General features: G+C 69.2%; 10 protein-coding genes and 1 tRNA gene. 6 read left to right on the forward strand and 5 right to left on the reverse strand.

What is annotated here, in order from left to right:
- Nucleotides 1-98: 98 nt before the first annotated feature.
- Together radA and JOD27_RS09020 are read left to right on the forward strand one after the other, a co-directional pair.
- Nucleotides 99-1484, forward strand: coding sequence for a DNA repair protein RadA (gene radA / locus JOD27_RS09015; RefSeq protein WP_307830020.1), 1386 nt, complete (start codon nt 99-101; stop codon nt 1482-1484).
- 242 nt (nt 1485-1726) lie between these two features.
- Nucleotides 1727-2257: a hypothetical protein gene (locus tag JOD27_RS09020; RefSeq protein ID WP_204761656.1), complete on the forward strand. Its 531-nt coding sequence runs from the start codon at nt 1727-1729 to the stop codon at nt 2255-2257.
- Here JOD27_RS09020 and JOD27_RS09025 read toward each other — a convergent pair.
- On the reverse strand, nt 2229-3041 hold the full coding sequence (locus tag JOD27_RS09025) for a helix-turn-helix domain-containing protein (RefSeq protein WP_204761657.1): 813 nt from the start codon (nt 3039-3041) through the stop codon (nt 2229-2231). The two genes, JOD27_RS09020 and JOD27_RS09025, sit on opposite strands and share 29 nt — an antisense overlap.
- Nucleotides 3042-3145: 104 nt before the next feature.
- Here JOD27_RS09025 and JOD27_RS09030 point away from each other — a divergent pair, with 104 nt between their 5' ends.
- Nucleotides 3146-3496 carry a VOC family protein gene (locus tag JOD27_RS09030; protein ID WP_204761658.1) on the forward strand — a complete coding sequence of 117 codons (351 nt, stop codon included), beginning with the start codon at nt 3146-3148 and terminating at the stop codon, nt 3494-3496.
- 4 nt (nt 3497-3500) lie between these two features.
- On the forward strand, nt 3501-3905 hold the full coding sequence (locus JOD27_RS09035) for an SRPBCC family protein (RefSeq protein ID WP_204761659.1): 405 nt from the start codon (nt 3501-3503) through the stop codon (nt 3903-3905).
- Between the two features lie 61 nt (nt 3906-3966).
- On the opposite strand, the gene otsB is transcribed toward JOD27_RS09035, so the two are convergent.
- From otsB to JOD27_RS09050, 3 genes are all read right to left on the reverse strand, one after another.
- Nucleotides 3967-6495, reverse strand: coding sequence for a trehalose-phosphatase (gene otsB / locus JOD27_RS09040; protein WP_204761660.1), 2529 nt, complete (start codon nt 6493-6495; stop codon nt 3967-3969).
- A gap of 45 nt (nt 6496-6540) precedes the next feature.
- Entirely contained in the window at nt 6541-7974 is a 1434-nt protein-coding gene (locus JOD27_RS09045) for an alpha,alpha-trehalose-phosphate synthase (UDP-forming) (protein WP_204762045.1), read from the reverse strand.
- A 70-nt stretch (nt 7975-8044) separates the two neighbouring features.
- Nucleotides 8045-9475, reverse strand: coding sequence for a threonine/serine exporter family protein (locus tag JOD27_RS09050; protein WP_204761661.1), 1431 nt, complete (start codon nt 9473-9475; stop codon nt 8045-8047).
- A gap of 176 nt (nt 9476-9651) precedes the next feature.
- Here JOD27_RS09050 and JOD27_RS09055 point away from each other — a divergent pair.
- Nucleotides 9652-9724 (forward strand) — tRNA-Thr (locus tag JOD27_RS09055).
- Nucleotides 9725-9786: 62 nt separating this feature from the next.
- Here the strand turns inward: JOD27_RS09055 and JOD27_RS09060 are convergent.
- Nucleotides 9787-11490, reverse strand: a complete 1704-nt coding sequence (locus JOD27_RS09060) for a hypothetical protein (protein ID WP_204761662.1) — start codon at nt 11488-11490, stop codon at nt 9787-9789.
- Here JOD27_RS09060 and mgrA point away from each other — a divergent pair.
- Nucleotides 11489-12517 (forward strand): L-glyceraldehyde 3-phosphate reductase, encoded by a 1029-nt coding sequence (mgrA, locus tag JOD27_RS09065; protein ID WP_204761663.1) that lies wholly within the window; start codon nt 11489-11491, stop codon nt 12515-12517. The two genes, JOD27_RS09060 and mgrA, sit on opposite strands and share 2 nt — an antisense overlap.
- The last annotated feature ends 42 nt before the right edge of the window (nt 12518-12559 follow it).

The following is a 12559-nucleotide window of genomic DNA, read 5'->3' on the forward strand; positions in this document are numbered from 1 at the left end:
CGGATCGACAAGCCCGCGGAAAAATCTTCGAGGTTTCTCGGCGGCGCTCTGACCTGCGGTTCGCGTTTCTGTCGGTGCCGTGCTCTAACGTTCGACCCGTGGCGAAGACAGCGCGGCCGATCTTCCGTTGTGCCGAGTGCGGGCACGAGGTGGCGAAGTGGTTCGGCCGCTGCCCCGAGTGCCAGGCGTGGGGCAGCATCGAGGAACGTGGCACGGCATCGGTGACCCGCGTGGTGGCCGGTGCGCCGACGTCCGCGGCGCGTCCGATCGGCGAGGTCGACATCGAGTCGGCACGGGCGCTGTCGACGGGCGTGGGCGAGTTCGACCGGGTGCTGGGCGGAGGCCTGGTGCCCGGCGCGGTCGTGCTGCTGGCGGGCGAGCCGGGCGTGGGCAAGTCGACGCTGCTGCTGGAGACGGCGCACCGGTGGGCGGAGAACCACGGCCGCTGCCTCTACGTCACGGGCGAGGAGTCCGCGGGGCAGGTGCGGTTGAGGGCGGAGCGCACCGGCAACCTGCACGCGGAGATGTACCTGGCGGCCGAGAGCGAGCTCAGCGCGTTGCTGGGGCAGGTCGACCAGGTGAAGCCGTCGATGCTGATCGTCGACTCCGTGCAGACCATGTCGACGGTGAGCGTGGAGGGCGTGCCCGGCGGTGTCACCCAGGTGCGGACCGTCGCGTCAGGGCTCATCGCGATGGCCAAGGAACGCGGGCTGCCGGTCGTGCTGGTCGGCCACGTCACCAAGGACGGATCCGTTGCGGGCCCACGGGTTCTGGAGCACCTCGTCGACGTCGTGCTGCAGTTCGAGGGCGACCGGCACTCCAGCCTGCGGCTGCTGCGCGGCATCAAGAACCGCTACGGCGCGGCCGACGAGGTGGGCTGCTTCGAGTTGCGCGACGACGGCATCATCGGCGTGCCCGACCCGTCGGGCCTGTTCCTCACGCGCCGGGAGAAGGCCGTCGAGGGCACGTGCGTCACGGTGATCGTCGAGGGCAAGCGCCCGATGCTCGGCGAGGTGCAGGCCCTCGTGGCCAAGACGAACCTGCCGGCGCCGCGTCGCGCGGTCAGCGGCCTCGACTCCGCGCGCATCTCGATGGCGCTGGCGGTGCTGGAGAAGCGCGGCAAGATCAACCTGTTCCAGAAGGACGTCTTCACCGCGACGGTGGGCGGCATGCGGCTGGTCGAGCCCGCCGCCGATCTCGCCGTGGTGCTGGCGGTGGCGTCCGCGGAACGCGAGATCGCGCTGCCCGCCGACCTGGTTGTGCTCGGCGAGGTGGGGCTGGCGGGCGAGATCAGGCGGGTCAACGGTGTCGGCAAGCGGCTGATGGAGGCCGCGCGGCTCGGCTTCAAGAAGGCGCTGGTGCCGCCGGACCACGGCCCGCTGCCGGACGGCGTGCGGGCGCTGGTGGCGAACGATCTGGTGTCGGCGCTGGACGTTCTGGGCCTGAACCGGCGTCGCAACGGCAGCAAGAGCGAGGACGGCTGAGCTGCTGGTAGGTGGTCGCGCTGGTGCCGGACGACGCGTGCGGTGACGCGGGCCTGTCGCGCGCGGACGTTCGAGGAGTACCTGGACCACGACGAGTTCGAGGTCGCTCGGCATCCTCGTGGACTTCCACGACGGGGTCTGGAAAGGCGAGGAGGTCCGGGTACTGCCGGGCGGCGTCGGCCGCGCTGCTGCGGCTGGGCTGACCGCGACGGGAACCGTGACTATGATCGAATACCGGGGTGTTGGGGAGACACGACCGCGAGATCGGTGAGTTGTTGCGGTTCGCGGCGGCCATGGTGCCCCCGCAGGTGCAGAGCGAGGACGTGCTCGACCACCTCGACCACGAGGAGTGGGAGCTGGTGCTCGACCTGCTGGGGGAGTTCGAGGGCAACACCTGGCAGACACCGCGCTACTGGGCCCTGCTGGCCGAGGCCGCCATCCAGATGGACGCGGACGAGGCCTGGTTCCAGTGGCGGTGCGTGGAGTCGATCCAAGGCGTACTGCGGGTGGAGCTGGTGCTCGGGCGGGACGCGGAACCGTTGCAGGCCAGGGGAGAGCGGCCGACGTGGGACGTGACGGGCAAGCATCAGCGGCTGGCGGCGTTGTGGATCGAGTCCAAGCCGGTGCTGGGGCCGGGAGAACGGGCGACGGCACGGTTGCGGCCGTTCGTGCCGCCGGCCTGGGCGCATCTGATCCGGGGTGACGTGATCACGTTGCAGGGCCGGTCGCCTGGGCGGGCGACGATCATCGAGAAGGTGCCGCCGCGGCCCTGAGCAGCAGCTTCCGCAGCGCGGTCGGCGTGTGGCCCAGGTGTTCGCGCATCGTCCGTGACAGGTGGGCCTGGTCGGCGAAGCCCAGATCGGCGGCAAGGCAGGCGAGGCTGGTCTCGCCGTCCTCCAGGCGATCCAGCACGCGGCCCACGCGCACCCGGTTGCGGTAGCGGGTCAACGAGACGCCCAGCTCACGGGTGAAGGCCCGGCTGAGCCGGTACGGCGAGACGCCCAGCAGCGCGGCGAGCGGAATCAGGCCCTCGGCGGCGGGATGGCCGGCGCCGATCACGTCGCGCGCCCTGGCGACCAGCGCACCGTCACCCGCGCCGGCTGCGTCCGGGACCCTCGTCGTCACCATCCGCTCGACGACCTCTCCCACCAGGCGGACGAGGTGCTCGGCCGAGTCGCCGGACCGGGTCGCGGCCAGCAGTCGGCGGTGGGCCAGATCGAGCCTGCCGTCCACGTACAGCGCTGAACCGGTGAGCCGGGGTGCGTCGCCCGCCACGGCCCGCCACAACCCGGCGGTGAGGCTGATCGACGTGCACACGTCGCCGCCCGCGGGATGGGCGAACTGCTCCTCCTCACCGGGCAGCCCGACGTAGCCGACCGTGCGGTCGAGGTCGGCCTGCAGGCCGCGGACCCGGCGGCGGAACCCGCCGCGGTGCACGAGCACGAGCCGCACGTCCGCGCGCGGGGTTTCGGCAGACCAGCCTCGGTGATCGTCCTGGCAGTCCACCACGGAGACGGTGAACTCCGGACGGGCCGCGAGGTCGACGAACGAGAGCACACCAGCAGGTTAGGCCGGGGGTCTGACAATTCCCGCAAGGATCTTCAAGACCGCCGAGCGGCTCCGGACGAGGCTGGTGCGCACAAGAACCGAAGGAGACTTCCATGTCCGCATTGGCCCAGCTCACCACGATCGTCCTCGACTGCGCCGACCCCGGACCGCTGGCCGAGTTCTACCGCGCCGTCACGGGGTGGGAGGTGACGTTCAGCAACGAGGACTGCGTCTACGTCAGCGGTGGCGGAGTCCAGCTCGCCTTCGTGCGGGTGGACGGCTACGAGCCGCCCCGGTGGCCGAGCCCCACCAAGCAGGCGCACCTCGACTTCGACGTCGCCGACCGCGAGCTCGCCGTCAAGCAACTGCTCGAGCTGGGCGCGACCAAGCCCGAGTTCCAGCCGGGCGACGGGTGGACGGTGCTCGCCGACCCGCAGGGCCACCTGCTCTGTCTGGTCGGCTGATCACATGGCCTACATCAGCAAGGAGATCGTGATCGAGTCCAGCGCCGACGACGTGTGGGAAGTGATCGGAGACTTCGCCACCGGCCCGTCGCGCATGGCCCCAGGGCTGGTGCTGGACACCAAGGCCGAGACGGACGAGCGGACGGTCAGCTTCGCCGACGGCACCGTGGTCACGGAAAAGCGCGTTTCGGTCGACCAGGACGCGCGTCGGATCGCCTACTCGGTCGTCGGCGGCACCGTCGCACCGGAGCACGACAACGCGGTGATGCGGATCGTCGCCGACGGCGAACGGCGGTGCCGGATGGTGTGGACGCGCGACGTGCTCCCCGACGAGCTGGCCGAGTCCATGGGCAAGGTGATGGCCCACTCCCTGACCGTCATCAAGAAGACCCTCGACGACGCTCGCTGAGACGTACGCGGGGAGCTTTCGTACTCTTCTGGAGTACGAAAGCTCCCCGCGTACGGTCACGTCACTGCGAGAGCAGCTGGGCGCAGCGGATCAGGCCCAGGTGCGAGTACGCCTGCGGGTGGTTGCCCAGCGAACGCTCTGCGATCGGGTCGTACTCCTCCGGGAGCAGGCCCGTGGGACCCGCGGCCGCGACGATCTGGCCGAACAGCTCCTCGGCCTCGGTGCGGCGACCGGTGAGCAGGTAGGCCTCGATCATCCACGCCGCGCACAGGTGGAAGCCGCCCTCGTCGCCCGGCAGGCCGTCGTCGCGGTGGTAGCGGTACACGGTCGAACCGGAGCGCAGCTCGGCCTCGATGGCGGTGACGGTGGACTGGAAGCGCTCGTCGGTCGGGTCGATCAGGCCGGACAGTCCGACGAAGAGCGAGGCCGCGTCCAGGTCGTCGCCGTCGTAGGCCGTGGTGAACGACTGGACCTCGTCGTTCCAGCCGTTCTTGAGCACGTCCGTGGCGATGGTGTCGCGCAACGGCACCCACAACGGGTCCAGGGAACGGCCGAACTGCTCGCCGAGCTTGATCGCGCGGTCGATGGTCAGCCAGCACATGACCTTCGAGTACACGTGGTGGCGCGGCGCGTGCCGCTCCTCCCAGATGCCGTGGTCGGGCTCGTGCCAGCGCCGCGAGACGGCCTCCGCCATCGCCTGGACCATCTTCCAGTCCTGGTCCGACAGCGAGCCACGGGCGGTGGCCAGCTGCACGACCAGGTCGACGACCGGGCCGAACACGTCGAGCTGCACCTGCTGGTTCGCGAGGTTGCCGACGCGCACCGGACGGGAACCCGCGTAGCCGGGCAGCGTGTCGATCACGGCCTCGGCACCGAGCTGCGTGCCGTGCAACGTGTACAGCGGGTGCAGGCGCTCCGGGCCGGGGATGGTCTCCAGCACGCCGTGCAGCCACGCCAGGAAGCCGTCGGCCTCCGCGAACGAGCCCACGGACACCAGGGCCGCGGCGGTCATCGCGCCGTCCCGCAGCCAGCAGTAGCGGTAGTCCCAGTTGCGGACACCGCCCAGCTCCTCTGGCAGCGACGTGGTGGCCGCGGCCATGATCGAGCCGGAGTCCTTGTGCACCAGGCCGCGCAACGTCAGCGCCGAGCGCAGCACCAGGTCCGTCTGCACGGTCGGGAGCTTCAGCCCCGCCGCCCAGTCCGACCAGTATCCGGCCGCGCGGTCACGGCGGATCGACTCGGCCAGCGCGTGCTCGGAGATGTCGTCGGTGCCGCACCGCAGTTCCAGCAGCACCGGCGCACCCTCGCGCGGGCGGACGACCGCGCGTGCGGTCTCCTGCACGCCGTCGGAGGTGATCTCCCAGTCGACGCCCGGCGAGCGCAGCACCATCGGGTCGGACGTGCCGACCACGCGCAGGCCTTCGCGCTCGCGGATGAACCGCACCGGCACCTGGCCGAACTCCGGGCGCGGCGCGAACGTGATCACCGCGTTGGTCGAACCGGAAATTCGCCGCACCAGGTCCGTGCGGTGGGAGGCGAGGTCGTGCTCCAGGTAGTCCGTCACGAGGAGCCGCGACCAGCGGGTCTCCACGATCATCGTGCCCGGCAGGTAGCGCTGGCCCAGCGGCAGCGACCCGTGCTCCGGCTTGATCGAGAAGTGGCCGGCCGCCGGTCCGCCGAGCAGGTCCGCGAAGATCGCGGCCGAGTCGGGCTCCGGGTGGCACAGCCAGTTGACCTTGGCGTCCGGCGTGACCAGCGCGACCGACCGCTCGTTGGCGAGCATGGTCAGCCGCTCGATCGGCACGGCCTGGTCGCCGTGCAGCCACGCGCGCCGCTCCTCCAGGAGGAACGCCAGCACGGTCGCGACGTCGGCGGGGTCGTTCACGTAGTACTCGGCGAGCGACTCGCCGGGACCGACGCGGATGCCCAGGTCAGGGCCGGACAGGCGGGCGAAGGCCTTCTCGTCCGTCACGTCGTCGCCCAGGAAGATCGCCGCGGTGGCGCCGACCTGGTGGCGCAGGATGTCCAGCGCGTGACCCTTGTCGGTCTGCACGACGGCGAGCTCGATGACGGCCTTGCCCTCGGTGACCTGCACACCTTCCCAGGTGCACGGGCCGGAGCGGACCGCTTCCAGCACGGTCTCGCCGACCGACGCCTCGGCCCGGCGCACGTGCACGGCGACGGACGCGGGCTTGACCTCGAGGTGCACACCCTCGTGGCCGTCGACGATCTGTTCCAGCTCGCCCTCGATGCGGCGCAGCAGCGCCTTTGCGTTCGCGTCGAGCGCGTGCACGAAGCCGACGTCGAACTCGGAGCCGTGCGAGCCGACCAGGTGAACCTCACCCGGCAGGCGGGACAGTGTGGCGAGGTCGCGCAGCGCACGACCGGAGATCACTGCGGAGGTGGTCTCGTGCAGGCTCGCGAGAGAACGCAGCGCGTTCACCGATTCCGGGAGCGGGCGGGCCTGCTCCGGGTCGCTCACGATCGGCGCGAGGGTTCCGTCGTAGTCGCTCGCGACCAGCAGTCTCGGGGTGCGGGCGAGCTGGCAGATGGCTCGCCGCAGTTCGGCGGGGAGGGCCTCGGCGGTCAACGCCCCTCCTGGAGCACTCGTCGGGTCAATGGGATCTGAAATGATTCAGACCGAGGTCTGCGTGCCCAACGCCTCCAGGAACGACCTCGCCCAGCGGTCAACGTCGTGGGTGAGGACTTGGCGGCGCAGCGCGCGCATCCTACGGCGGCCTTCTGCGGGATCGATGTCGAGGGCGGCCTGCAGTGCGTTCTTGACACCGTCCAGATCATGGGGGTTCACCAGGAACGCACTGGTCAGTTCTGCGGCAGCGCCGGCGAACTCGCTGAGCACCAGAGCTCCACCAAGATCATATCGACAGGCCACGTACTCCTTGCACACCAGGTTCATACCGTCACGAACTGGCGTCACGACCATGACGTCCGCGGCGCTCATGAACGCCACCAGTTCCTCACGGTTGACCGACTGGTGGAGGTAGTGGACCACCGGTTTGCCGACCCGCCCGAACTCGCCGTTGATCCGGCCGACGGACTGCTCGATGTCCTTGCGCATCGTCTTGTAGTGATCGACGCGTTCCCGGCTCGGTGTGGCGAGCTGGACCATCGCGACGTCCTCCGGGTTCACCCTGCCGTCCGCGATCAGCTCGTAGAGAGCGCGGATGCGGACGTCGATGCCCTTCGTGTAGTCGAGACGGTCCACGCCGAGCAGGATGCGCTTGGGGTTGCCGAGATCCTCTCGAATCTGCCTCGCGCGGGCCTGCGTCTCCTTGCGGCGCGCCACGGCGTCGAGCCCCGCGCTGTCGATCGAGATCGGGAACGCGCCGACGCGCACCGTGCGGTCGCCGACCTGCACGACACCTGGCCGGGTCCTGACACCGACGGTGCCGCGGCTGGGCTCCAGACCGACGAGGCGGCGGGCCAGCCAGAGGAAGTTCTGCGCGCCACCGGGCCGGTGGAAGCCGACGAGGTCGGCGCCGAGCAGACCGCGAATGATCTCCGTGCGCCACGGGAGCTGCATGAAGAGCTCGACCGGCGGGAACGGGATGTGCAGGAAGAAGCCGATCTTCAGATCGGGCCGCTGCTCGCGCAGCATCGCCGGGACGAGCTGCAACTGGTAGTCCTGCACCCACACCGTCGCGCCCTGCGCGGCGATCTTCGCGGTCGCGTCGGCGAACCGCTGGTTGACCCGCACGTAGGAGTTCCACCAGTGCCGGTGGAACGCGGGCTGCGCCACGACGTCGTGGTAGAGCGGCCAGAGCGTGCCGTTGGAGAAGCCCTCGTAGTAGTCCTCGACCTCTTTGGCGGACAGCTGGACGGGGTGCAGCAGCAGGCCGTCGTCCTCGAACGGGGCGACGTCGGCGTCGGCCACGCCCGGCCAGCCGACCCAGGCACCGCTGTGTGAGCGCAGGAACGGTTCGAGCGCGCTCACCAACCCGCCGGGGCTGTGTTTCCATCGTTCTGTGCCGTCGGGCAAGCGTTCCAGGTCAACCGGGAGCCGGTTGGCCACGACTACGAATTCCGCACCGTTCTCGCCAATGTCCATGCTCACAAACACCGAGGCTAGTGCGGACGCGTGTCCGGGGCGTGTCGTGTAACCCCTTTCACAGCCACGTTCACTCCAACCGACGCTTGGTGGGTTTGAGCGGCCCGGACATGCGTGGACCAGCGAACTTGCGCTCCAGACGGCCCAGTCCGGTGCGCACCGGCTGGGCCAGGTACTCGCCGAACACCACCCCTCCCGCCAGGGCGAGAGCAATACCACTCGCGAACACCAAAGTGCTCAAACCGGCCGGATCGCCCTCCGCGGTGAGCTGGAACAGCCCCCGGTACGTGGTCCAGCCTGGCAGCAACGGAACCACTCCCGCCTGCACCACGACGAGCGTCGGGATGCGCAGCCGTCGGGTCATGGCCGCGCCACCGAATCCGGTGATCGCGGCGGCCACGGCGGACCCGAGCAGCACGTCGAGACCGGCGCTCGTCACGAGCCCGTAGGAGGCCGTGCCGATCGCGCCGGAGATCGCCGCGGCGACGAGCGCGCGGGGCTGCGCATAGCACGCGAGCGCGAAGAACGCACTCGTCGCCGCACCGGCCGCGAACTGCATCGGCACCGCGGAGATCAACGGCGGCAGCGGGTCGGTGAGCTTGATTTCGAGTCCGAAGTGGACGGCCGTGCGGATCGCGATCGCGACGCCCGCGATCAGGCCGGCGCTCAGCAGCACGGTCTCGACGGTGCGCCCGGCGGCAGTGACGTTGTAGCCGGAGATCGCGTCCTGCACGGTGCTGACCAGCGCGAGCCCGGACAGCAGCACGACGATCCCGACGGCCACCAGCAGGCTCGGCCGGACATCGGGCAGCAACTCCGTCGCGAAGACCGTCAGCGCGGCACCCGTGGCGAGCGCGCCACCGACGAGTTGCTGGAAGAAGAACGGCAGCGCGCGGCGGTTGAGGATCCGGCCGACCCGGTCGATCACGGCGGTGACGACGGCGGCGGTGAGCGCGAGCTGCAGCCCGCCGCCGACGAGGAACGCGACGGCCGCGGCCATTCCGGCCCACGCGACGGTGGCGACCCAGCGCGGATACGGGTGCTTGGCCGTGGTGATGTGTTCGAGTTCGGAGTGCGCGTCCTCGATCGGCCCGAGATTCCGCACGAGGTGTTCCACGGCGGCCAGTCGCGTGTAGTCGAGGCTGCGCTGGCGGACGACCCGCACCGCGGTGATCGGTGGCGCGTCAGTACCCCGATGACAAGACACGCTGATTGAGGTGTAGATCACGTCGACTTCGGTGTGCGGGAGTCCATAGCTCTCGGTAACTGAAAGAATCGTCGCTGTTACGTCGGCCGCGCCGGCCCCACTGGCCATTTGAACCTCGCCGATCTTGAGTGCGAGATCTAGTACCAGGTGAACAGTGGTGTCGTCGGGCAGCGAGGGGCCGTGCAGGTTGTTCGTGGAAATCTCGCGCACCTCCGTCATGTGATCGTGACAAGTCCTTGGACTGTTGCTGTGTCGTCTGCCACCTCCGATCGGGCGACCCGAAAAGGAGGACATGATCACTGTCCGTTGGTTACCCTCCTGACCTGGTCAAGGCGACCCCTTCGGCGCTTTGATCCACTCAGTTGGTTGGCCTGACTCCGACCGGGGCAATCCGATCACACTGAGAGCAGACCGTTCGCCGCAGGTAGCACCCGCAACGGGCGCTTACCATGTTCGCGAACACGAGCCAGGCCGGCGTAGCTCAATTGGCAGAGCACTCGCCTTGTAAGCGAAAGGTTAGGGGTTCGATTCCCCTCGCCGGCTCTTGTCCGATGAGGGTTCGCCCAGGTGGGCGGGCCCTCGTCTCAATTCGACCTGACTGTTCGTCAGCTTTTGCGAACGAGTCCGGTAAAGCCCGCGACACTCAGCGTGGCGAATGACCAGCCCAGGATCTGCACCCCCCAGCCTGCTCCTGTCGCCCACTGCCCGGCTGGTCCGTTCGCCAGTTCGCATCTCGGTGTGCCACCGAGCTTGACGAGCGGGATCGCCAGATCCGCCGCAAGACTGATTCTGTTCACCGGTGAACACGCGTCAGCTGGGCGATCTTTGGCAGGGGTCAGGCCGTTGTTGGCGCCGGCTGTCCACACCAGACAGAGCGCGAGCACGAAGGTGATCAGCAGTCCGGCGACCGCTCGGGAGGGTTCGTAGCCGTAGCCGAGGGTGACTCCGAGGAACCAGTGCCAGAGCTTGTTGCCGGGGTCGCCTCGGCGCCTGAGGTCTTTCTGTTGTGCGATCAGGACCTTGCGGGCGGTGTGTTCGTGGCCGGCAGCGCGGTGGACGGCCGCGAGTTGTTGGTACGGCTGGGCTTCGTACTGGTTCGTGTGGTCGCGCAGCATCCTGAGCCACACGTTGGTGTTCACCGGTGGGTTCGGATAGGTCAGGCCGTCCAGCGTCACGGTGAAGTCCTCTGCCTCCATCAGCTCCCACTCGCGGATGAAGAGGGTGTTGTTCACTTTCGTGCCGGTGAGCTCGAGCTCTTCGCCGTCGCCGTGGTTGATCAACTTGGTCGCCTGGAAGTAGAACTCGCCGTGCACCACCGCGTCGGTGAGGTCCACGGCGCTGCGATTGCTGCTCGCCACGATCTCGGCGTCGGTGATCAAGATGCTCGCCCCTACCGCCGTCCGGTGCAGTACCAGCGCCTGGCCGCGGTGACTGCGCACCGACCCGTCGAGGATGAGCCCGGCGCCGATGCGCGTGTCGGTCAGGCGAACCGCGTCGCCGTCGCCGCTGGCCCGAGCGTTGAAGCCGTCCTTGAGCCGAACCTCTTGGGTGAAGTGCGCGCCGTCGAGGCACAGAGCCCAGCTTTCTGCGCTGCGCAGCACCGTTCCCCGCATCTGCAGGCCGCGGCCGGTGGCGTCCATCAGGACCACCGCGCCGAGCACTGCCTTGACGACGGCCCTGTTGAGCAGGAGGTCTCCGCCGATCTTCGCGTTGTTGGCGATGAAGGCCATGCCTGACTCGGCGACGATCGCCGCCTCGGTGAGGTCGACGTCGCCGCCGATGTCGCACCCGTCGAGCCATACCCGTCTGGCGAAGAGCCGATCGGCCTGCACGCTTCCGCTCACGCGCAGGCCGGTACCGAACAGCGGCCACGCGGTGGTCCCGGCGAGCAGCAGCGAGCCGTCGATGTGCGCGTTCTCGAGGTCGAGGATCCCCGTGCACCGGGCGTTTTCCATCGTCAGGTAGCGGGTGCGCAGGTTCTCCGCCCCGAGCGCCGGGAGCGTGGACCCGTCGAGCGACAGGGCGGGCAGCTCCGTGTCGTGGAGTGCGACCGGTTCCTCGAACAGGCAGTTGTCCAGTCGCAGGGGCGTCGAGGTCCTGATGAAGGAGAGGTCGAGCTGACCGGTGATCCGCGCCCCGACCACCTGGATTCCGCGCGGGTCGACGTCGCCCGACCGCAGCAGGTCGCGGATCGCGTTGGCGGGGAGCCTGTTGTCGAGACGGCGCGAGAGATCGAGCACCTCACCGGCCTCGGCGGCGCGCCTCAGCTCCTGCTCCGTCTCACTAGGACGTGACATCGTGTGCACCATGTCCTACCTCGCGGATAGCGCGCGCTACGACCAGATGACGTACCGGCGGACGGGCCGCAGCGGTCTCAAGCTGCCTGCCATCTCGCTCGGTCTGTGGCACAACTTCGGCGGCGACCGGCCTTACGAGCTGGGCCGCGGCATCGCGCGGAGGGCGTTCGACCTCGGTGTCACGCACTTCGACCTCGCCAACAACTACGGTCCGCCCTACGGCTCGGCGGAGATCACGTTCGGGCAGATCCTCTCCGATGATCTCAGGCCCTACCGCGACGAGCTCGTCATTTCGACCAAGGCGGGCTACGACATGTGGCCGGGGCCGTACGGGGAGTGGGGCAGCCGCAAGTACCTGCTGAGCTCGCTCGACCAGTCGCTGAGCCGGATGGGCCTCGACTACGTCGACATCTTCTACTCGCACCGGTTCGACCCGGAGACGCCGCTCGAGGAGACGATGGGCGCGCTGGTCAGCGCGGTGCAGCAGGGCAAGGCGCTGTACGTCGGCATCTCGTCCTACTCGCCGACGAAGACGCGTGAGGCGGCGGAGCTGCTCAGGTCGGCCGGTGTGCCCCTGCTGATCCACCAGCCGTCGTACTCGATGCTCAACCGCTGGATCGAGCCCGAGCTGCTGGACACGCTGGAGGAGGTCGGCGCCGGCTGCATCGCGTTCTCGCCGCTCGCGCAGGGCATGCTGACCGACCGCTACCTCGACGGCATCCCGGAGGACTCGAGGGCCGCGCAGGGCAAGTCGCTGTCGACCGACCTGCTCACCGAGGAGAACCTCAGCAGGATCCGCTCCCTCAACGACATCGCGAAGTCCCGCGGGCAGTCGCTGGCGCAGCTCGCGCTGACGTGGACGATTCGCGACCCGCGTGTCACGTCGGCGTTGATCGGGGCCTCGTCGGTCGGGCAGCTGGAGCAGAACCTCGCGGCACTGCAGGCGCCGCCGCTGACCGACGACGAGCTCGCCGAGATCGACAAGTACGCCGTCGAGTCGGGCATCGACCTGTGGGCGACGAGCTCGCAGGCCGAGTAGCGAGAGTACGCGGGGAGCTTTCGTACTCTCCTGGCGGACGCA

The organism is Lentzea nigeriaca, assembly GCF_016907955.1.
Taxonomy (GTDB): Bacteria; Actinomycetota; Actinomycetes; order Mycobacteriales; family Pseudonocardiaceae; genus Lentzea; species Lentzea nigeriaca.

What these genes read in the sequence shown, in the direction of transcription:
- JOD27_RS09030 (WP_204761658.1), top strand. Translation starts at nt 3,146, where the DNA reads ATGTCCGCATTGGCCCAGCTCACCACGATCGTCCTCGACTGCGCCGAC.
- JOD27_RS09035 (WP_204761659.1), top strand. Translation starts at nt 3,501, where the DNA reads ATGGCCTACATCAGCAAGGAGATCGTGATCGAGTCCAGCGCCGACGAC.
- JOD27_RS09045 (WP_204762045.1), bottom strand. Translation starts at nt 7,974, where the DNA reads ATGGACATTGGCGAGAACGGTGCGGAATTCGTAGTCGTGGCCAACCGG.
- JOD27_RS09050 (WP_204761661.1), bottom strand. Translation starts at nt 9,475, where the DNA reads ATGTCCTCCTTTTCGGGTCGCCCGATCGGAGGTGGCAGACGACACAGC.
- JOD27_RS09060 (WP_204761662.1), bottom strand. Translation starts at nt 11,490, where the DNA reads ATGGTGCACACGATGTCACGTCCTAGTGAGACGGAGCAGGAGCTGAGG.
- mgrA (WP_204761663.1), top strand. Translation starts at nt 11,489, where the DNA reads ATGTCCTACCTCGCGGATAGCGCGCGCTACGACCAGATGACGTACCGG.